Here is a 20703-nt window from a genome sequence, read left to right on the forward strand (position 1 = left end):
CGGAACGGAGAAGTCAACTCACCGGTGGGTATACTCCTGGGTGTGGCGATACGAGCGAACATGACCCCGGCCGGGCAGCGCGTGCTCGACGTGGCAAGCAGGTTGTTCTACCGCGACGGGATCAACTCCGTCGGCGTGGCCCTGGTCGCCGAGACCGCCGAGGTGACCAAGAAGACCCTCTACGACTGCTTCGGCTCCAAACAGAAGCTGGTCGTGGACTATCTCCGCCACCGCCATGAGATCTGGTGGTCCCATCTCGAGCAGTGCCTGGCCGAGGCCGGCCGGCCCCGGACGCTCACGCTGGTCGACGCCTACCTCACGCACCCGAACCTGCGCATCAACCGCGGCTGCGCGTTCCTCAACGCCGCGGCCGAGCTTCCCGCCGACCACCCAGGTCTGGACGTGATCCGAGACCACAAGAAAGCCGTCCGCGCCCGGCTCGCCGACCTTGTCGCCGAAGACGCTCCAGCCGTCGACTCCGAGAGCGTGGCCGAGCACGTCTTCCTGCTCCTCGAAGGAGCCATCGCCCACATCGGCATCGATGACCACAACAACCGGGTCCAGCAAGTTCGGCAACTCGCCACCACACTTCTCGACAACGGTCACGGAGACCGATGAGGGAACCGCGCCCGCGCCCCTCCTGCGGTCAGTGCCGCACTACTCACCAGCACCCCGGGTGCCGGCAGCACGCGTTGAAGATTCACTCTCGCGCTGGGCGCAGGCCGATCAGAGATCGTGGGGCCGCTTCCGGTCATGTGCGGTTGACCGGTGCCGACGTGATTTTGTCGTTCCGAGGTGCTTGTCGGTGAACGATGGCGGGTAGTGGTGGGTGGTGGGATCGTCAATGCCGAGCGGGGCCTCGTCGGGGGGTCGCCGAGGTGGCCGGGCCGGGCAGCCGGCCGCGCGCCGGAGCCGCAGGATGCTGGGCGGCGCGGTGAGTCTGTCGGTGTCGGCCGCGACCGCTGTTGCCGTGCTTGCGCTGTTCCCGTCCGGAGTCCCGGTGGGGGACACGGCAGCGCCGGTGGTCACGGCCACGCCCGGAACCGTGCAGGAGGAGATCGTCACGGTGGCACGGGCCGAGCTCGGCACCGAGGAGGTCGGCAACGGGTGCCAGGAGTACTCCGACCGGTGCGTGCCCTGGTGCGCGCTGTTCGCCATGTCGACCTGGGAGAGGGCGGGCGTGGACGTCGAGCACGACGAGTTCGCCTTCACCGGTGACGTTTACACGACTGGGCGGGCCGAGGGGACGTCCTATGGCAGCGAGCAGTTGGAGCGCGTCGGGCCGGGTGATGTGCTGCTGTTCGGCACTGGTCCGGAGAGTCCCGCTTCCAGCAGGCACATCGGTGTGGTCGAGCGGGTCCAGGGCGATACCGTCACGCTGATCGAGGGCAACACCGGGGACGACCCCGACAGGGTGATGCGCAAGGAGCACCGGATCAGCGAGGACATCTTCTACGGCGGTGTGCGCCCCTGGTGACGAGGTCCGGGGGTCGTGGTGGGCGCGCGGGTCGGTGTCGGTCCGCGCCCGTCGGACAAGCAGCACCAGCCGCTCGGGCACCGACGAAATCCACTGACCGGTCCTGTGCCTGGTGCCGCAGTGGCGTGCGTGCTGTCGATGTGGCTGTGGTCAGGGGCTGCCGTATTCGCCGCGCCAGTGGGCGAGTGGGCCGCGGCGGCTGACCGCGCGCAGGCGGCGTTCGGTGGTCTCGCGCTGGGCGGGGATGGTGACGAGGAGCAGTTCGTCACCGACCTCCAGCCAGGTCTCGGGGTCGGGGACGAAGGTGCGTCTCTGGCGGATGATCAAAGTGATGACGCTGGGGTCGGGCAGTCGCAATTCGGTGATCGACACGTTGTGCAGCTGGGAGTCGGACGGGATCGTGAAGGTCAGCAGTTCGGCGTCGAGCACGTCCAGGGGCGCGACCTCGATCTGGATCTCCCGGGTGGTCTCGGCGGGGATCAACCGCAGGCGGCGGGCCAGCGGGCGCAGGCTGGGCCCCTGGAGGAGCGTGAAGATCATCACGAGGACGAAGACGAGGTCCACCAGCCGGTCGCTGCCGGGGACGCCGGCCACGACGGGGAAGGTGGCCAGCACGATGGGCACGGCACCACGTAGGCCTGCCCAGGACAGGAAGGCGTGCTCGCGCCACGGCAGCCGGAACCCGGCCAGCGAGACGACCACCGACAGCGGGCGGGCCAGCAGCAGCAACACCAGTCCCACGACCAGTGCGGGCAAGATCTCGCGGCCCAGTTCGCTGGGGGTGACCAGCAGGCCCAGCAGCACGAACAGGCCGATCTGGGCCAGCCAGCCCAGTCCTTCGGCGAAGGAGCGGGTGGCCGAGCGATGCGGTAGTCCGGCGTTGGCCAGCACCATTCCGGCGAGGTAGGCGGCGATGAAACCGCTGGCCTGGGCCGCGCCGGCGGCGGCGAAGGCCGCGATGCCGAGTCCGACGGTGGCCAGGGGATACAGCCCGGAGGCCGGCAGTGCCAGGCGGGGCAGTCCCGCCGCGCCCAGCCAGCCCAGCGCGAGCCCGATCGCCACGCCGGCGGCGAGTTGGTAGAGCAGGGTGAGCGCGATCTCGCCCGGCGCGATCTGCAGAGGGGTGATGCTGAACAGCAGCACCAGGATCACCGTCGGGGCGTCGTTGAAGCCGGACTCGGCTTCCAGCAGGCCGGCGACCCGTTTGGGCAGCGGCAGCACGCGCAGGATGGAGAACACCGCAGCGGCGTCGGTGGAGGAGACGATCGCACCGAGCAGCAGGGCCAGCTGCCAGTTCAGGCCCACCAGGAAATGAGCGCCCGTGGCGGTGATCGCCGTGCTGACGCCGACCCCGGCGGTGGCCAGGGTCCCGGCAGGAGACAGCAACCGGCGCACATCGGACCAGTTGGTGGTCAGACCACCCTCGACCAGGATGATCGCCAAGGCCGCGGTGCCCAGGTTCTGGGCGAGTTGCGCGTCGTCGAACTCGATGCCCAGCCCGTCCTCGCCGAGCACGACGCCGAAGACCAGAAACACCAGCAGAGCCGGCAGCCCGATGCGGGACGCGAGGCGGGTGGCGACGATGCTGCCCAGCAGGACCCCGGTGCCGGCCAGCAGCGTCACGTACAGCTGCTGCAGGCTCATCCGTCCTCGATCCCGTGGTCAGCCAACGGGTTCGACGGCTTCGCGCACCCTGGGGATCGCGGAAGAGCGACACATGCATCCCGATAGTGACTGACCGTAGCGTGTCAGGCTGATCCGACGTGACTCGAATATCAGGAGTGATGTTATCAGGCGGTTTTCGAACGGGGAGTGGGATCCTCGGCGATCCACGCCCGTTTCCAGGAGGGCGGGCGCCACCGGTACACGGGCCGAGCTGTCCTCGTCGCATCCGGCCGCGATGCTGACCGAGTACCGGGCGAGGCCGGCACGGGCGGACCTCTCCGGCGACGCGCCTACGCCTCCCGGCTTCCTCGACTGGCTGTCCAGCAGCGCGGAACCGAGCGCTGGTGGGGACCCGCTCACCGAGGCCCGCGCCCGCGACATCGCCGTGGCCGCAGGCCTGGTCCACGACACCGGTACCGAGGCCGGCGAAGCCCGCGCGCACCACCACACGCTGCGACGCACCTCCGGCGCCCAGCTGCTGCGCAACGGCGTCGACAAGGTCACCGTCGCCGACCTCACGGGTCACACCACCCCCCGGAAGCCACCACGCCGGCACCCGCTCCGCGACCGACCACGCCAGCAACCCCGCACTGATCACCGACGAGAAGCACCGCACGCGTCGACCCCACCCCGCACGAACCGGCCGCCGCCCCACCACGCAGCAGGCTCGTACGCGTGATCAGCGGCGCGCCGTGAAAATCGTGGCGACCGTCTGCGCCTCACCACCGGTCAACCTCAACCGCCACCGATACGTATCGCGGTCGTCCTCGCAGCGGGTGTACAGCTCGAAAGTACCGTCCCGAGCAGCGTGGACGCTGACACCCGCACCTTCGTCGGTGACGAACTCGTGCACCACTCCGCGCCCGGGAAGCAGCTCTGCAGCAACGTCCACGACCCCATCGTGACCCGGTGAAACACCATGTCATAGGCCGACTGTGTTCAGTCACCGTGCTCACGGGGTCGGATGGCGCCTCGGGTCCGGCACCGTCGCCGGCACCGCTGGGGAGGGCTCCCACCGAGCACGCCTCGGTGCGGCGCTGCGAGCAGGGGCACGAGACCACGGTGATGCTGGTGGAGTCACGACCGGCCGAGTGTCGCGTAAACCGGACCGGTGTGCTGATGGGGACGTCCGGCAGCCTCATCACCGCCCTGCGAGTACCGGACACGGGTGGGTGGCCGTGATGTCGGCGCACAATACAATCGCGGCGTGGATGTCACAGTGACCCCGTTGCCGGGACTCGGGACGCAGCAGGACTTCATCACCGCTTCCGGCCATCGTGTCGGCGTGATCACCTACCGGGACGGGCGTCTCGAGTTGATCGTCTCCGCGGGGGAGGATCCGGACAAGGTCGCGGCTTCGGTCGGTCTCACCGGCGAGGAGACGAGTGCGCTGGCGAACCTGCTCGGAGCGCCACAACTGGTCTCCCAGCTCACCAAGCAGCAGCGGGAAGTCACCGGGATCACCACGTGGCAGCTGCCGGTCGCAGCCGGGTCCCCCTACGACGGCCGCAGTCTCGGTGAGACGGAGATGCGCACGCGGACCTCGGTGTCCATCGTCGCGGTCGTCCGCGGCGGTACCGCGCATCCCTCGCCGGGTCCGGACTTCGAGTTCGCCGGAGGGGATCTCGTGGTCGTCGTCGGCACGGCCGACGGGTTGCGCGCGGCCGGCGAGGTCCTCGACAAGGGGTAACACACCCCGCACCGCCACGCGGACAACACCCTCGCACCTGAGGGGCACCGCCTAGAACGGCATCACGATGCGCGTGGGGAGCGGGCGAGAGGAACCACAGGGTGCACACAACAGCAATATCACTCATTCAGTTGGGCGGCGTCTTCTTCGGGCTCGGTGTTCTCGGTCGCCTCGCCTGGCGGATCGGAATCTCACCCATCCCGCTGTACCTGATCGGCGGGCTGGCCTTCGGCCAGGGCGGCATGCTCCCGCTGGAGGGGATCGAACCGTTCACCACCATCGCCTCGGAAATCGGCGTCATCCTGCTGTTGCTCCTGCTGGGGTTGGAGTACTCCGCTTCGGAGCTGGTCACCGGACTACGCCGCTCCTGGGTGGCCGGCCTGGTCGACATCGTGCTCAACGCCACGCCGGGGGCCGTGGTGGCGCTGCTGCTGGGATGGGGGCCGGTCGCGGCGACGGCGATGGCCGGAGTCACCTACATCTCCTCGTCGGGCATCATCGCCAAGGTCCTCGGCGACCTCGGTCGGCTCGGCAACCGGGAAACCCCGGTCATTCTCTCGCTGCTGGTGTTCGAAGACCTGGCCATGGCCGTCTACCTGCCGATTTTGACCGCCCTGCTGGCCGGAGTCAGCTTTCTCGGCGGACTCACCGCCGTGGGGATCTCCCTGGTGGTGGTCACCCTGGTGCTGGTCATCGCGCTGCGCTTCGGCAAGTACGTCTCCGCCCTGATCGACAGTCCCGACGCCGAGGTGTTCCTGCTGCGGTTGCTCGGCGCCGCACTACTGGTGGCCGGGATCGCCTCCCAGCTGCAGGTGTCGGCCGCCGTCGGCGCGTTCCTGCTGGGCATCGCGATCTCGGGTTCGACGGCGACCAACGCCACCCGGATACTCGAACCGCTGCGCGACCTGTTCGCGGCGATCTTCTTCGTCGTCTTCGGGCTCAACACCGACCCCAGCGCCATCCCCCCGGTCCTGCTGTTCGCCCTGATGCTGGCCGTGGCCACCACGCTTACCAAAGCCGCCACCGGCTGGTTCGCCGCACGGATGCAGGGCCTGCGCCCGATGGGACAAGCTCGTGCGGCGGCCGCTCTCGTGGCCCGGGGCGAATTCTCCATCGTCATCGCCGGACTGGCGGTGTCCTCGCCGGCAGTCACGGGCGAGCTGTCCGCGCTGACCACCACCTACGTCCTCCTCATGGCCATCATCGGACCGGTCGCCGCCCGCACGGTCGAACCCGTGGCGCGGCTGTTCGTCCACCGTCGCGCCCGTCGTGTCCGCCGCGGCGGACACGACGGGCGCGACCACGACGACGCCACGAAATCCCTCAGCCACACGTAGAGCACCAACGAAGGCCACCGCCGTGTCCCGGTAAACTTTCGACGAGGACGGGATGTCCATCGCGGGCAACCCACCCGGCCGCGACGACGGTGGCCTCTGGCGACGACGGCGGTCCTTGTCGTGTCGTGCCTCCGGCCTCGGCCTGCGTCATGAGGACCAGCAGCCTCTTGTGCTGGCCGGGCCGTGTGGCAACGCACTGCCCTCGCACTCATCGCGCTGACAACCGACAGCCGCGTCGCCAACGAGTCCCGGGCCGGGTGCTACCTCTTCGCAGCGCCGTCCGCAGTCGGCATCGAGTCGATCACCAGTGCGGGACCTGCCACCGGAGTTCGGCCGCTGGGGCGCGGGAGGGCCTTGGGCGGCCGGCGATATCCGCTGACCAGCGGATATCGCCCCGGTTCCGGAGGGGTGCCCCGCGCTGGTCGAGATCGTTTACCGCCGTGCCGGTCACGCCGGACGTAGCCGGTAGGGGATCTCGCGCTGTTTCACCTGACCGGCGTGCCGGCCGACCGGATGCGGGTCACCCGGCCCACGAGCTCGGCCACCTCGCCCTCCACCAGGCAGGCGGGCCTGTCAACGGGTCGGAGCCGAAGCCGACCGGTTCGCCGCCGAGCTGCTGACACTCGGCGCCGTCCTCGCCACCGACGTGGGCTTGGCCGGTCGGGGTGCTCAGTCGTTGAGCGGGAACCGAAGCAGGGCGCCGACGCCGTCGGCCAGGTCGGTGCCGGCCTCGACGAGGTCGGCTCGGGCGCTGGTGTCGGCGCAGACCTTGAGCAGGAACGCCTCGCGATCGAGGCTGGTGCCGTATTCCAGCAGCAGTGTGTCCACCGCTCCCATCTCGGCGGCTCGGGCCACCGCTTGGTCCCCGTGCACGGCCTGACCGTGGGCCAGGCCGGCATTGAGCTGCTCGGCCCGTGCTTGGGCGTTGCGGGTGCTCTCGTGCTCGGCCAGCTCGCGCAGCTGCTCGGCCAGGGCCTGCTCGGCGGCTTCGTCCTGGTCGCCGCCGCGGTCGGCATCGACGTGCAGCTCGGCCAGTCCCTCGGGCAGCGCGTCGCGGATCGCGGTGCGGCCCTGCATCTCTCCGGCCAGCACCAGGAGCCGTGGCCGGAATCCGGCCTCGATCGTGCGCAGGTGCGCGACGATGTCTTCGGCGTTGTGCTCGACGGCCTGCTCGGCACGGCGCTGCAGCTGCTTGTGCGCCAGCGCCGCCCCCCGGGGCTTGTGGGTCCGCGAGTCGGAGCCGCCCTCGACGGTCTCGGCCTTGAGGTCGCGGGGGGCGTGCTGCTCGGCCACGATTTCCTGACGCACCACGGCGTGCTGCTCGTCGGCGATGGCCACCAGCATGCGCACCGACCGGGCCTCCTCGCGCACGTAGGCCCCCAGCTCCGGTAGCCGCGTCCAGTGCGCCGCGTCCCCGGCCCCCAGGGCGGCGTCCCACGGTTCGTCGAGAACCACCCCGGCGGCCTCGGTGGCCACCAGCACGCGTCCGTTGGTCTGTTCCTCACCGGCCTCGGCGGTGGTCACGCTCGCCTCGACCGCGTCCAGGACCCCGGCTCCGGCGCCGGCCTCGTCCAGGCGCTCCCGCAGTGTCTTCCACCGCAGCCGCAGTTGCTGCCCGGCGTCCTCGCCCGGCGAGCGCCCTTCCAGGTACACCGTGGCGAACGGGCCCTCGTACTCGTAGACCGACCGCAGCCGCGTCAACTCCATCGCTGTCGTTCCTTCCTCGTCAGCGCCCGGCACGGCCCGTGCCGGGCGCGGCAGTCTGGCTACCCCCGTGAAGATCGTCTTCTCCGGGCCGTAGTGGCAGCTGCGGGATGCCCGGTGCGCGGACCGGCGAAACCACTCGCTGCGGGTGGTGTTCTACGTCATGTTTGCCGGCCCTCCGGTGCGGGCAGTGCGTTGGAGGCCATGTCGTGAGATCGCGTCAACCTCCGCCGGCCCTCGGTGCGGGCCGGCACCACACGACCGGCAGACATAGCGCGAGGAAGGAACCACCGTGGAAGAGATCTGGCAGGGTGCGTCCATGCGCACCTTCGCTGAGCAGGTGCAGCAGGCAGCGAGCCTGTCCTCGGTCGACGAGGCCTCCCGGGTGGCCCGCGCCACCCTGACGACGTTGGCCGAGGCCGTCAGCGCCGGACAGGTCGACGAGTTGACCCGGGGGCTGCCGCCGGAGCTGCAACGCGAACTGTCCCAACGCAGTGGCCAGGCCCGCTCGCTGGACAAGACCGAGTTCCTCGACCGCGTCAGTGGTGAGATCGCCACCACCGACCTGGAGACCGCCGAGCACCAGACCCGCGCCGTGCTGACCACGTTGCGCGCCTGGGCCCCCGAGGGGGAAACCGACGACACGGTGGCTCAGCTGCCCCGCTCCATCGCCGAGCTCTTCCGGTAAGGGCACCGCGTCCCAGCTGCGAGGTGCTGGTCGTGTGCGAGGCCATGCGCGACGAGGACTTCACGCCGGAGCTCATCGGCGGCGCCGGTGCCGCCCGCGGCACCGGCGCCGCACCGCTGGAGTTCGTCGACCACGTCGGCACCCCGCTGGCCGAGGGGCCGCGCATCGTGCGCAACGCGCTGGTGGCCACCCAGGACCCCGAGCGCACCCGGGCACTGGTGGTCGGTGAGGAGGCGCTGCGCGTGCAGCGCTCCCAGCGGGCCGCGGTGGCAAGCGCCCGCAGAGCACGGCCTCCGCGGGAGTCTCGCACCCCCGCCCAGCCGCGCCCCGACATGCTGCGCAAGCGCCTCGACCCGCACACGGTCCGCTCCTGCGCCGAGCTGTCCCCCTACCTGCAGCCGGGCCGGAAGCTCGACCCCGGCAGCGCGACCACCCCCGGCGACTGGCTCCCCGGCCGGTACGCCGCCGACCCCGACACCTTCACCGTCTGACCGGGGGCGTCCCGAGATGAGGGGACTCGCTGGCTCGCCCACGGTTTCACAGAGGTACGTGGCGGGAAGGCGCTGAAGGCGGTATCGCTTTCAGCGAGGGTGCGGGTCCGATCGACGTCGGATGCGCGGGAGAACACGGTCGACGGGAGTTTCGTGAGCACTGAGCAGGACGAGCCGGAGAACCGCTTCTTCTCCCCGCACGACACGCGGGGGCAGCAGCGGATGCGCGACGATGCGGTCGACAGGGCCATCGACCGCATCGTCGAGCAGGGCCGCCCGCGCCTGTACCGCACGTGGCCGCAGCTGCTGGCCACCGCGCTGGTCGCCGGCATGGAGGTGGCCCTGGGCGTGCTGGCCCTGCTGACGGTCCAGCAGGCCACCGGCAGCTCGCTGCTGGCCGGGATCGCGTTCTCGGTCGGCCTGATCGCCCTGCTGCTCGGCTACGCCGAGCTGTTCACCGAGGGTTTCCTCGTACCCATCGTGGTCGTGGTGGCCAGAGAGGCCCGCTACCGGCACCTGATGCGCTTCTGGGCCGGTACGTTGCTGGGCAACCTCGTGGGTGGCTGGGTGCTGACCTGGCTGGTGATGCTCGGTTTTCCCGAGCTGGGCTCCACGGCCGCGCACCTGGGCGCCGAGTTCGTGCACGCGGGCGTCTCGCTGCAGAGCTTGTGCCTGGCCATCCTGGCCGGCAGTGCGATCACCCTGATGACGCGCATGCACAACGGCACCGACAACGACGTGGCCAAGGTGATCGCCAGCGTGGTCACCGGATTCCTCATCGTCGGGACCGGGATGCACCACTCCGTCCTGGACTCGCTGCTGGTCTTCGCCGGTATCCACGCCGGAGCCGAGTACGGCTACGGCGCCTGGGCGGTGTGGTTCGGATGGTCGCTGCTGGGCAACTTCATCGGAGGGATCGGCATCACCACCGCGCTGCGCATCGTGCGCGGCTACACCCGCATCTACGAATGGCGCCACAGCTGAACGGATCGCGCGGGGGCTTTCGGGTGCTGCGCGGTGAGGGGTCAGAGGTCGTAGTGGACGAGGCGTACTCGTCGGGCAGGAACTCGGCCACTCGCGAATCCGATGCGGGCGTGAGTGCAGAGGTTCTCGACACTCGTCCTCTCCCCGGGGGCTCACGTGTGACTGCGAGAGCTCCGGGGTAGTGAAGTGCACGAGCTTCGGCGTTGCTCACGCGAACGCGCACCACCACGACCAGCGAGGAGGGACCATGACCACGGCGTGCGAGATCACGCGTGCGGACTCGGCATGTGTTCATACCACCTCACGGCCGAATGCGGTGGGTGCCCGGGATTTCCCGGACGTGACCGCAACCGGGCCGAAGCGATCACGGCTGGAGCCGACGACACCGCCGAGAGCGTGCTGGCCAGCGGGTCAGGTGGCTTCCCGTGATCGACTAGCAACGCCTCGCATGAATGATCACCGTGGTCGGCCTCGCCCGGGTGCTCCTCGGGAGCGGTTCGGCCCGATCCGGACGACGCGTTCAACACCGAGTGACACCCGAGCGGGATCCGACGAGCACGCCCAGTGGCAAGGAAGGACCAGCCATGGCCGACGACAAGAAGAAAACCAAGGGTGACGAGGCCGGGAAACCTGTTACCAGTGTGGAGGAGGCACTCGCGCGCGGGCAGGAGGCCGTCGCGCGGGTAAAACCCAAAAACGCGGTTCTGTACTGGGCCCTGACGGCTCAGACGCTCGTGCTCCGCGACATCCGCGACGCGATGCGGCACGAGCGTTCCCGCGCGGAGGAAGACGCTTCCGGTCAGGAGCGGAGTTCCTCGGCAGAGGACTCGGACACCTCCACCGCCTCCGCAGAGCACGCTGCAGGGGGAAGCACTCGAACTCGCTCCCGAACGACCGGGACGGCGAAGTCGAGAAGCGCCTCCCGGGCTGATACCACCTCCACGTCGCGCAACCAGTCCGCCAGTTCGGGACCGCGTAGCCAGACGCGCAACCAATAACGGGCAAAAACACCGCCCAGTCACCCTGGGCGCGAAGGAAGGAGTAGTACGGTGGGCATTCTGAGCTGGATCCTCTTCGGCCTCATCGCCGGCGCCATCGCGAAGTTCATCCTGCCGGGCAAGGACCCCGGCGGCATCATCGTGACCATCCTGCTGGGCATCGTCGGCGGCCTTCTCGGGGGCTGGCTGGGCACCTCGGTGTTCGCCAGCGGCGGTATCTCCGGGTTCAACGTGATCAGCTTCGTCTGGGCGGTGATCGGGGCGTTGATCGTGTTGATCGTCTACCGCCTGCTCTTCCACCGGTCCCGCGCCTGACCGAGTGCCCATCGTGCACCGGGACGGAACCGCCGAGGAGGTCATCGGTTCGCTGCTCTCCGAGCTCATCGTCTCGACCCGGTGGGTACCGACCACCCGGCCACCGCCCCGCCGCCGGCGCGCGGCGGGGCGAGATGGCCCACGTCGCAGCGACGCGCCGAAACCACAACACCGACGCACACAAACGGGGAGGGCCCGCCACTGGCGGGCCCTCCCCGTGTCTGAACACGCTCGAACTTCCACCACGTCGGTCCGACGGGGTCGATTCGGGCCCTCGTAGATCGGCACGGTTCGGGCTCGGTCGGGTCGGGTTGGCGGCGGTAGGGGCGTGGTCCGTCGGCGGCGAGCAGGATCCGGATGCGGTAGTTGGCGAAGACGCGGGAGCCGTGATCGTGCCGGAGTCGGACTCGGCCACCGATGCCCGGATCGCCGAGCGGGAACGGCAATTGACTGAGTCGCAGCGGGACAACGAGATCCTCAAGGCGGCGTCGCCTTTTTCGCGAAGGAACTCGACCCCCACCACCGCGATGCCCGCTTTTGTGGATGCCTCTCACGAGCAGTTCGAGGTGGAGGAACTGCGCCACCTGACCCGGTTTCCGGTATCGACCTACTACGCGACCAAACAGCGGGAGAAAACGACCCGTCGAACCGGGCGCGGCGGGCTGCTGAGCTGGCCGAGTTCCTCCGCGCCGAACGGGAGGACAGCGGTCGCCTGTACGGGGCTCGTAAGATCTGGCACCACTTGCGCCGCCGGGCCCGATGCACGGTCGAACGGCTCAGGCGGGCTGGCGGGATGAGCGGGCACGTTGCGGCCCGGCGACGTCCGCGCACGACCGCGCCCACCGATGGTGACCGGCCTGCTGACCTGCTCAAGCGGGACTTCAGCACCGCTGACACAAATCGACTGTGGATCACCGACATCCCCTGTGCCGAGCTGAACCAGGGGCAGTTCTGCTATACCGCTTTCGCCGTGGACGCGCTCTCACGACCCATCATCGGCTGGTTTCAGAACCGTTGCAGGAGGAGTTTTCCTGGAACGTCATCCACGAGGTCGAGTAGCAGGTACGAAAGCGTACCAGCCCTGTGAGGATGTGGACAACGCGTTGCGGTCGCACGGCCGCCTGCGATACCCCGTACCAGGATTTTGCATTTTTCGGATGCGCGAGAGCACGTTCGACAGGAGCACGCGGTCCGTCCGGAGTCCTGTTGAGCAATTCTGCGCTCGGTCGAGCTCGATGTTGGCGGGTCTCCTGATCGGCATGATCACTTTGGTGCCGTGGTAACCGCCGCCGACGATCGTGTTGGAGTGCTCCGGCGCCGAGTAGGGGCTGCTGTTGCGGAAGGCGGTGTCATCGTGCGTGGCGCCGCGAAAGAGTCCGGATGCGGTCAGTGATCGGACGTCCGGGGTGCCCACCGCTTTGGGCGTTGACCCCGGACTTGCCGCGCTTGCCGGAGTACGGTTTCTCCTGGTCAGAGCGGTGACCGGTAGGCAGAGGAACCCGTCGGGGACCGCGGTGCCGTCGGAGAACTGGTCGCCACGCTCTCGCTGACTTCGCCGAGCAGTCGGCTGGACCAGCCGGCGATCGACGCGCTGCTGCCTCAGCTGTCAGGCACCGTCCGAGCGATTGATGCCGAACTCGGCCGGGTGTCCTCACGCCGGGGAAGCTCACTGGCTCTTGAGGTCAGGAGAGCGGTGTGCCGGCGCGGAGTGGTGGTTTTGGGGGAGGAACTTCCCATGCGCGTTGATATGAGGCAGACTCTCCCGCCGAAGTACGTACAAGGTGTACGTACAGCTTGGTGGCGTGCTGGACGGGCAGGTCACCGGAAGGGTGGCGTGATGTCCGACAGGGTGAAGTCCCGCGTCCCGCTTTTCCGCGCCATGAACCGCGTCCCGGGCGGCTCGATGCTGATCCCGCTGGTGCTGGGTTCCGTGATCGGCACCCTGGCTCCGAGCGCGCTCGAGATCGGCAGCTTCACCACGGCGCTTTTCAAGGAGAGCGCCCTGCCCCTGATCGGGCTGCTGATCTTCACGACCGGTACGCAGGTGACCGGGCGAACCGGTGGGTCCGTCCTGGCACACACCGGTGTGGTGCTGCTGACGAAGAGCCTGATCCCGGCCGGGATCATCGTCGCGCTCGGCGCGGTGGTCGGGCTCGACGGCATCTTAGGCGTTTCGGTCCTCGCGCTGCTGGCGTCCTTCGACAACAGCAACGGCGGGCTCTGGTTGGCCTTCACCGGCCACTACGGTGACGAGCGCGACCGAGGGGCCTACATCTCCTCGGCCGTCAACGACGGTCCGTTCTTCACCTTGCTCCTTCTCGGCGCATCGGGCTTGGGTGACATCCCCGTACTGGCCCTGGTCGCCGCGATCGTGCCGTTCCTGCTGGGCGTGTTGGTCGGTAACGTCGACGCTGAGTGGCGCGAGCGCCTGCGCCCGGTCCCCGACATCGTCATCCCCTTCTTCGCCTTCGCGCTCGGTACCGGCATCGACCTCGGGGCGGTGGTTACGGGCGGCCTCACCGGCGTGCTCGTCGGTGTCGTGGTGGCTCCGGTCACCGGTGGACTCGTCTTCCTCGGTTACCGCTACCTGCTGCGCCGCGGCCGTCGCTCAGCGTTGGGATTCGCCGCGGGTACCACCGCTGGCAACGCCATCGCCACACCGGCGGTCGTCGCGGCTGCCGACCCGAGGTTCGAGCAGTACGTCGGGACCGCCACCGCACAGGTCGCCGCCTCCGTCCTGGTGACCGCGATCCTGGCACCACTTCTCGCCTCGTTCTTCCTCAAGCGTGCGGGTGCGCTCGAGCCTCCAGAGGTGGCCGAGAGCGCGGCAGTTCCCGCAGCACCGCGGGAGGACGCCTCGAATGCTTCCGGAGGGCAACTGTGACCTGCGACGTCACCGTCGTGGCCGATGATCTGACCGGCGCGAACGACACCGCGGTGCAGTTCGCGCGGCAGGGCTGGGCGACGCTGTTGACCCTGTCTCCGGACAGTGACCCAGCCGGGAAGGGCGTGCTCGCTCTCAGCACCGACGCGCGCTCCGCGGGTGACGACGCGGTGAGGATCACCGCTGAGGCCGTGACGCACCTGCTGACCGGCGGCGTCGAGCACCTTTACGTCAAGATCGATTCGACCATGCGCGGTTCGGTGACCGCACAGGTCGACGGCGCCCTGCGGGCGTGGTCCGCCGTGCACGAGGACGCGTTCGCGGTCGTGTGCCCGGCCTACCCCGGCATGGGGCGGACCGTCGTCGACGGCACGGCACTCGTGGACGGTGAGCGTCTCGAGAGCACACCCGCCGGTCGCGACCCCGTGACCCCGGTGCGCTCTTCGACGCTCGCCGATCTACTTCCCGGTTCGACGCACGTGCAGCTTCCCGACACGCGCGATCCGGAGCTGTTGGCTTCGGAACTCGCCGGGCACGGCCGGCTGTCGCGCGTCCTGACACTGGACGCCCAAAACGACGAGGAGCTCACGCTGATCGCCCAAGCCTTGGCTCGACTCGGCCGGAAGGTCGTCCCCGTGGGCTCGGCCGGGCTCGCCAACGCCCTGGCCACCACCTGGCGACCCGCCGGCGGCAGCCGGGATCTCGGGGGCAATCCGGACTCCGCCCGGACCGGACCCGTGGTGGTCCTGGTCACCTCGCTGCACAAGGTCGCTCGGGCACAAGAAGAACGACTCCGTGAATCCGGCGGTAGCGACTTCCTGCACCTGGCACCGGACCTGGACGACCTCCTCGACGAGGAATCCTTCGCCTCGTGGTGCACCGCGCGCTTTCCCCCGGGGAACCTGCCCGCGGTCGTCCTCGTAACCGCTCCTGACGAGCGCCCCGACAAGGGGACGCCCGTCGGGAACACCGTGGCGCAACGGCTGGCCGATCTCGTTGCCCGCCTGCACGCCCACCAGCCGGCCAGCGCGGTCATCGTGACCGGGGGCGACGGAGCGCGAGCACTCGTCGACCGGTGGGAGTGCACCGGAATCGCCGTTCGCGACGCGGTCTGCGAAGGCATCCCGAGTGGGTTCCTCGTCGGCGGCGCCGTCGACGGCCTGCGAGTCATCACGAAGGCCGGTGGCTTCGGTGCCTCCGACGCACTCGTCAGCGCCGTGCGGCACGCGGACACCTGCTAACACGCGTCAGAACAAGGGGACAGCAATGAACAAGCCGACACTGGCGATGACCGTAGGAGACGTCGCGGGCATCGGCCCCGAGATCACCGCCAAGTGCCTTCTCGGCCACGACGACCTTCGCTCCGAGTGCGTCCCCGTCGTCGTCGGCGACGTCGGCGCGCTTCGTGCGGGCGTCACGATCGCGGGAGGCGACCCGGACGTCGTTCGTGAACTCGAAGACCCGCGGCAGGCCACCAACCAACCCGGCACCATCGAGGTCGTCCCGGTCGGTGACTCGCTGCCCGACGTTCCACTCGGTTCGCTCAGTGACGTCGCCGGCGATGCCGCCTGTCGCTACGTCGTGGCCGCCTGCGACCTCGCGAAGCGAGAAGCGGTCGACGGCATCGTCACCGCTCCGCTCAACAAGGCCGCCATGCACGCCGCCGGGCACCAGTGGCCCGGTCACACCGAGTTGCTGGCGCACGAGTTCGGAGTTCAGGACTACAGCCTCGTGCTGTCCGCGGCCGACCTGTACTTCTTCCACCTCACCACCCACGTGTCGCTGCACGATGCCATCGGCGCGGTGACACGCGAGCGCACGGATGCCGTGCTGCAGTTGGCCGGTGCCTTCACCAAGGCTCTGGGCCGCCCAGCGGAGCGAATCGGCGTCGCCGGGCTGAATCCGCACGCCGGTGAGGGGCGCCTCTTCGGCCACGAGGACGCGGACGTGCTCGCGCCGGCCATCACGGCAGCACAGACCGGGGGGATCAATGCCGTGGGACCGCTTCCCGCGGACGCACTGATCCCGGCGGCGGTGCGCGGCCAGTGGCAGATGGTCGTCGTCTGCTACCACGATCAGGGACACGCGCCCTTCAAGGCGGTCTACGGCGACAACGGGGTCAACATCACCGTCGGTCTGCCCGTCGTCCGGGTTTCGGTCGATCACGGCACGGCCTTCGACATCGCAGGCCGGGGCATCGCCCGTGAGGACAGCCTCGTCCTGGCCTGCCGCCGCGCGGCACAACTCGCACCCGGCTGGGATCACGTGTGGCAGACCGCTCAGCAGGCCGACGCCCCGGCCGATCCACGCCCTACCCTGTAGTCATGGACCGGTCGAGTTCCCGCCCGCTGCACGCGCAGGTCTCGGAGGCGCTGCGCGAGGAGATCCGCGACCGTCGGCTCCCGGCCGGTTTCGCGCTGCCCAGCGAAGAATCCCTGCGGCAACGATTCGGGGTGGCGCGCTCCGTGATGCGTCAGGCCCTGGCCACCCTCGTCGCCGAAGGACTGGTGGACAAGGGGCGGGGACGGGGCAGCGTCGTGGCACCGGCCGGAGAGCACCACCGCCTCGTGCAGCGCTCGAGTGGCCTGTTCTCCCAGATGGCCGCCGAAGGTCTGACCGTGACGACACGGGTTCTCCAACTGCGCGAGGAGGACGCACCCGCCGTCGCGCAGTGGCTCGGCACTCCGAGGGTGCTGCGGCTTGAACGGCTGCGTAGCGTCGAGGGCAATCCGTTGGCCTACATCCGGACGTACCTCCCGCTGCCGCGCTGCTCCGGTCTGAGCTCCGACGAGCTCACCGACGCGTCCTTGCACGACATGCTGACCAGCCGACTCGGCTTACGACCGACGAACGGACGACGTCAAGTGCGTGCCGTCGCAGCCGACACCGACCTCGCCGCCTCGCTGGACGTCGCCCCCGGATCCCCGCTGCTGCTGCTCGAGGGCCACGGCAACGATCAGCTGGGACGACCGCTGGAGGTCTTCGCGACGTGGCACAGCGCCAGTGACATCGCCTTCGACATCGATGTCCAGGACGACACCGGTACGGCCGCGCTCTCCGGGCCAGTCGCCCGCGCGTCGTCGAGCGATCTTCCGAACGACCCACCTCGGGGACACGAGTCCGCCCCCGAGGACCTGCGCACAGCAGCCGACTCGGCCCAGCGGCTCGCGACGTTGCTGAACAGCCTCGCCAATGAATGACTCCGCCCACAGCAGGCGCCGCGTCCAGCTCGTCGGGAGCGCAAGGACTCGGCCGGGACAGGGAGTCCGAACGCAGCGGACCGTCCTCGGCAACTCCGGAGCCCCCCGAGGCATCACCACGAAAGTCCACGACGGACTCAGTACCGGGGATGCCCTCGACAGTTCCGTTGAAGACTGCGGTGCATCCCTGCGGGAGGAACCTGCTGGGGAGCCCGCGGACCGCGGCACCTCCGCGCTGCGGGCCGTGAAGGGCGCCGTCCCCGTCATCGCGGACTGAAAGCTCGCTTCCGCGGTGACGAGTTCGGACGGTCCTGCCGGACTCCGCAGGCATCGGCAGCACAGTGCTCGCTTCCCCGAACGGGCACGGGGACTCGTACGGTGCCCAAGCTATTGGCTTTTGTAGACAATAGTCTTACAGTGCTTGTGCGGTGGAGAGGGGCGTGATGGTGTGAGTGAACAACGAGGTCGACGGCCCGAGCCCGGCTTTCCGGGAGCAGAGTTACGGACGCTGCTTCGAACCGAGCCGCCGGCGGAGTGCACTGCGGATCACGTGGCTCACCAGCACCACGGAGCGGTACACGTCGTCACCCTCGCTCGTCCCGAAGCCCTCAACGCGCTGAGCCTGGCCGCGTGGCGCCGGATCGCGACGATATTCGACGCGATCCGACGGGACGACCACGCTCGTGCGGTGGTCGTGCGCGGAAGCGGGGAACGCGCGTTCGGGGCCGGTGCCGACATCGCCGAGTTTCCGCAGGTGCGGGTGGGAGCCGCGGCGTCCCTGGGCTACACCGAGGCGATCGCGGCAGCGGTGAACTCCATAGCGGAGGCACCCGTACCGGTCATCGCCATGGTGCACGGCTTGGCCGTCGGCGGCGGCTGCGAACTGGCCGCGGCCTGCGACGTCCGCATCGCCGCGAGCACCGCTCGTTTCGGCGTACCGATCGGGCGGCTCGGAGTCACGCTCGGCTACGCCGAGGCGAACGCCCTGGCCCGGCTGATCGGTCCCGCAGCGCTGAAGTACCTGCTCTTCAGCGGCCGGCTGATCGACACCGACGAAGCGCTGCGGCTGGGGTTGGTACAGCGCGGCGTCGCTGCCGAGGACCTGGTCACCGAGACGGTGAACCTCGTGGAGAACGTGCACGCCAGTTCGGAGATCACCATCCGAGCGGGCAAGCTCGTCGCGGACATGACCGGGCGCGCGCTCACAGCGGCCGACACCGAGGCACTGACCCGCACCACGGTGGAGGCCTACGAGGGTCCCGACCTCGCGGAGGGGATCGCGGCCTTCCGGGAGAAACGAGCACCGGAGTTCACCGGCGAAAGGGGAGACCATGCCCGCTCTTGACGGCATCCGGGTGGTGGACCTGACGCGCTACCTCTCCGGCCCGACCCTGACGATGCTGCTGGCCGACCTCGGCGCCGAAGTGATCAAGGTCGAGAGCACCCCGAGCGGTGATCCGGCACGCCAGTCCGGCCCGTTCCACGAGTCGGAGAGCGTCTACTACATGGCCTCGAACCGCAACAAGCAGAGCCTCGCGATCGACGTGCGCAGCCCCGAGGGAAGGGAGATCCTGCGAGAGCTCATCGCGGGGGCCGACGTGTTCGTCGAGAACTTCCGCCCCGGAACGGCCGAGTCCATGGGGCTGGACCACGAGACGCTCGGCGCGCTCAATCCGGAGCTGGTCCACGTCTCGGTCACCGGTTTCGGCTCGAAACCACCGGGCGACTCGATGCTGGGCTTCGACCAGATCGCCCAGGCTATGTCCGGCCTGATGAGTGTCACGGGCACCGAGCAGACGGGGCCGTTGCGGGCCGGGATCGCGGTGGCCGATTCCGCCACCGGCGTGTTCGGGGCGGTGGGCGTGCTGGCGGCGCTGCTGCAGCGGGAGCGTACCGGGCAGGGCGCGCGGGTCGAGTCTTCACTCATGGAGTCGATGCTGAGCCTGATGTCGTACCAGGCGCAGAAGTATCTGAGCCTGGGCACGGTGGCGGGGCAGGACGGCAACGATCACCCGATCATGTTCCCGCAGGGCACCTTCGCCACGGGCGAAGGCGGCGCGATAACCCTGGCCTGCGGCAACGAGAAGATGTGGCACAAGCTCTGCGCCACCCTGTCACTGGACGACTACGCCGAGGACGCCCGGTTCGCCGACAACGCCTCGCGGATGGCCCACCGCGTCGAGCTGCGCGGTCTCATCGAGGACGCGCTGAGCGCCCGTGGAACCCAGGAGTGGATCGAGCTTCTCGGCCCGGCGGGGATCCCGTGCGCTCCGGTGCTGAACCTGGAGCAAGCCCTGACCCATCCCGTCACCGAGAGCCTGAGCATGGTCGAGGAGGTCGACCACACGTCGCTGGGCACGATGCGAGTGCTGGGGCAGCCGGTGAAGGTGGCGGGAACCGAGCAGGGTTGGCTGCGGGGCGCCCCGCCACTTCTGGGAGAGCACACCCGGGAAGTGCTCTCCGCAGCGGGGTACTCGACCGAGCAGATCGAGCAGTGGACGGCACGGGGTATCGTGCAGCAGTCGGGTGCGCCGGAGGGCGACCATGACGATGCTCGGTGAGTCGGGTCCCGAAGTGGGGGCAGGGGAATGGGTGAGGGCGACCGGATCGCGATCCCCTCCGTGGTCGATGTGGTGGTGGACGAACTCAGGGCGCTGATTCTCGCCGGCACGTTCGGACCCGGTGAGCGGCTGATCGAGGAAAGGATTTGTGAACGCTTCGGAATCAGCAGACCACCACTGCGCGAAGCACTCCGGGTATTGCAACGCGAAGGCCTGGTTTCCAGTCGGCCGCGCCGCGGATACAGCGTGATCTCCCTGTCGGACGATGATGTCCGCGAAATCTACAGCTTGCGCGGCGCGCTGGAGAGGCTCGCGGCGGAATTGGCTGTTCCCGTCGCCGACGAGAACGCTTTGTCCCCTCTCGAGGAAGCGATCGGCGCGATGCGCACCGCCGCCTCCGACGGAGACGATTCCGCCATGCTCGCGGCGAACGTGGCATTTCACTCAGCGTTCGTGGCACTGGCCGATCACAGCAGGCTGCAGCAGAGCTATGAATTGCTTCGGTCTCAGCTGCAGCTGTGCATGGCGCAGAATCTGCGTTTCCGTCAGCACCGCACGGGAGACCCGTGGGACGTGGTGCGCCGGCACGAGTCGCTGCTGGAGCGCGTTCGCGGCGGTGATGTCCAGGAGGTCGTGGCCGAGCTGGCCGAGCACGGCGATCGCTCCTTCCTGCGTCAGGAGCAGTAACCGCCCGGGACGTGCCCGGCCG

The 20703-nt window shown here is 69.2% G+C and carries 21 protein-coding genes; 18 read left to right on the forward strand and 3 right to left on the reverse strand.

All coding sequences use genetic code 11. The annotated features are described in order from the left end of the window. Window positions 1-42: 42 nt before the first annotated feature. Complete coding sequence (locus tag FHX42_RS07335; protein ID WP_328795942.1) at window positions 43-618, forward strand: TetR/AcrR family transcriptional regulator; 576 nt, start codon at window positions 43-45, stop codon at window positions 616-618. Window positions 619-919: 301 nt separating this feature from the next. After that, a complete protein-coding gene (locus FHX42_RS07340) occupies window positions 920-1477 on the forward strand; it encodes a CHAP domain-containing protein (protein ID WP_182543317.1) in 558 nt (185 codons plus the stop codon). A 150-nt stretch (window positions 1478-1627) separates the two neighbouring features. Here the strand turns inward: FHX42_RS07340 and FHX42_RS07345 are convergent, their stop codons facing one another. Next, on the reverse strand, window positions 1628-3115 hold the full coding sequence (locus FHX42_RS07345; RefSeq protein WP_407926209.1) for a potassium/proton antiporter: 1488 nt from the start codon (window positions 3113-3115) through the stop codon (window positions 1628-1630). Between the two features lie 262 nt (window positions 3116-3377). On the opposite strand from FHX42_RS07345, the gene FHX42_RS07350 reads away from it, so the two are divergent. Continuing rightward, window positions 3378-3821: a tyrosine-type recombinase/integrase gene (locus FHX42_RS07350; protein ID WP_182543319.1), complete on the forward strand. Its 444-nt coding sequence runs from the start codon at window positions 3378-3380 to the stop codon at window positions 3819-3821. Here FHX42_RS07350 and FHX42_RS07355 read toward each other — a convergent pair whose 3' ends face one another. After that, complete coding sequence (locus tag FHX42_RS07355) at window positions 3822-4034, reverse strand: hypothetical protein (protein WP_182543320.1); 213 nt, start codon at window positions 4032-4034, stop codon at window positions 3822-3824. Window positions 4035-4349: 315 nt separating this feature from the next. On the opposite strand from FHX42_RS07355, the gene FHX42_RS07360 reads away from it, so the two are divergent. After that, the gene (locus FHX42_RS07360) at window positions 4350-4832 is read left to right on the forward strand and encodes a cation:proton antiporter regulatory subunit (RefSeq protein ID WP_182543321.1); all 483 of its coding nucleotides are present in this window, start codon (window positions 4350-4352) and stop codon (window positions 4830-4832) included. A gap of 101 nt (window positions 4833-4933) precedes the next feature. Then, entirely contained in the window at window positions 4934-6169 is a 1236-nt protein-coding gene (locus tag FHX42_RS07365; protein ID WP_182543322.1) for a cation:proton antiporter, read from the forward strand. A gap of 669 nt (window positions 6170-6838) precedes the next feature. Here FHX42_RS07365 and FHX42_RS07370 read toward each other — a convergent pair. Continuing rightward, the gene (locus tag FHX42_RS07370) at window positions 6839-7876 is read right to left on the reverse strand and encodes a baeRF2 domain-containing protein (RefSeq protein ID WP_182543323.1); all 1038 of its coding nucleotides are present in this window, start codon (window positions 7874-7876) and stop codon (window positions 6839-6841) included. 316 nt (window positions 7877-8192) lie between these two features. Between FHX42_RS07370 and FHX42_RS07375 the strand changes: the two genes are divergently transcribed. The 13 genes from FHX42_RS07375 to FHX42_RS07435 all read left to right on the forward strand — a co-directional run bounded on the left by FHX42_RS07375 (window position 8193) and on the right by FHX42_RS07435 (window position 20681). Then, window positions 8193-8561, forward strand: coding sequence for a DUF2267 domain-containing protein (locus tag FHX42_RS07375; RefSeq protein ID WP_182543324.1), 369 nt, complete (start codon window positions 8193-8195; stop codon window positions 8559-8561). Window positions 8562-8593: 32 nt separating this feature from the next. Next, window positions 8594-9052, forward strand: coding sequence for a hypothetical protein (locus tag FHX42_RS07380; RefSeq protein WP_182543325.1), 459 nt, complete (start codon window positions 8594-8596; stop codon window positions 9050-9052). Window positions 9053-9205: 153 nt separating this feature from the next. Beyond that, complete coding sequence (locus tag FHX42_RS07385) at window positions 9206-10036, forward strand: formate/nitrite transporter family protein (RefSeq protein ID WP_220479605.1); 831 nt, start codon at window positions 9206-9208, stop codon at window positions 10034-10036. A gap of 584 nt (window positions 10037-10620) precedes the next feature. Next, the gene (locus FHX42_RS07390; protein WP_182543326.1) at window positions 10621-11034 is read left to right on the forward strand and encodes a hypothetical protein; all 414 of its coding nucleotides are present in this window, start codon (window positions 10621-10623) and stop codon (window positions 11032-11034) included. A 51-nt stretch (window positions 11035-11085) separates the two neighbouring features. Then, entirely contained in the window at window positions 11086-11349 is a 264-nt protein-coding gene (locus tag FHX42_RS07395) for a GlsB/YeaQ/YmgE family stress response membrane protein (protein ID WP_182543327.1), read from the forward strand. Window positions 11350-11735: 386 nt separating this feature from the next. Beyond that, window positions 11736-12146, forward strand: a complete 411-nt coding sequence (locus tag FHX42_RS07400; RefSeq protein WP_182543328.1) for a hypothetical protein — start codon at window positions 11736-11738, stop codon at window positions 12144-12146. A gap of 1040 nt (window positions 12147-13186) precedes the next feature. Further along, complete coding sequence (locus FHX42_RS07405) at window positions 13187-14233, forward strand: 2-keto-3-deoxygluconate permease (protein ID WP_182543329.1); 1047 nt, start codon at window positions 13187-13189, stop codon at window positions 14231-14233. Continuing rightward, window positions 14230-15474, forward strand: a complete 1245-nt coding sequence (locus FHX42_RS27295) for a four-carbon acid sugar kinase family protein (RefSeq protein WP_182543330.1) — start codon at window positions 14230-14232, stop codon at window positions 15472-15474. The genes FHX42_RS07405 and FHX42_RS27295 overlap by 4 nt, the downstream gene beginning before the upstream one ends. A 25-nt stretch (window positions 15475-15499) precedes the next feature. Next, window positions 15500-16555, forward strand: coding sequence for a 4-hydroxythreonine-4-phosphate dehydrogenase PdxA (gene pdxA, locus FHX42_RS07415; RefSeq protein WP_182543331.1), 1056 nt, complete (start codon window positions 15500-15502; stop codon window positions 16553-16555). A gap of 2 nt (window positions 16556-16557) precedes the next feature. Next, entirely contained in the window at window positions 16558-17433 is an 876-nt protein-coding gene (locus tag FHX42_RS07420) for a GntR family transcriptional regulator (protein ID WP_182543332.1), read from the forward strand. A gap of 550 nt (window positions 17434-17983) precedes the next feature. Further along, entirely contained in the window at window positions 17984-18778 is a 795-nt protein-coding gene (locus FHX42_RS07425) for an enoyl-CoA hydratase/isomerase family protein (protein ID WP_328795943.1), read from the forward strand. Next, window positions 18765-19994, forward strand: coding sequence for a CaiB/BaiF CoA transferase family protein (locus tag FHX42_RS07430; protein ID WP_182543334.1), 1230 nt, complete (start codon window positions 18765-18767; stop codon window positions 19992-19994). Before FHX42_RS07425 ends, FHX42_RS07430 begins: the two co-directional genes overlap by 14 nt. A 27-nt stretch (window positions 19995-20021) precedes the next feature. Further along, entirely contained in the window at window positions 20022-20681 is a 660-nt protein-coding gene (locus FHX42_RS07435) for a GntR family transcriptional regulator (protein ID WP_182543335.1), read from the forward strand. Window positions 20682-20703: the final 22 nt, after the last annotated feature.

It is taken from the genome of Halosaccharopolyspora lacisalsi (assembly GCF_014137975.1).
Classification (GTDB): domain Bacteria; phylum Actinomycetota; class Actinomycetes; order Mycobacteriales; family Pseudonocardiaceae; genus Halosaccharopolyspora; species Halosaccharopolyspora lacisalsi.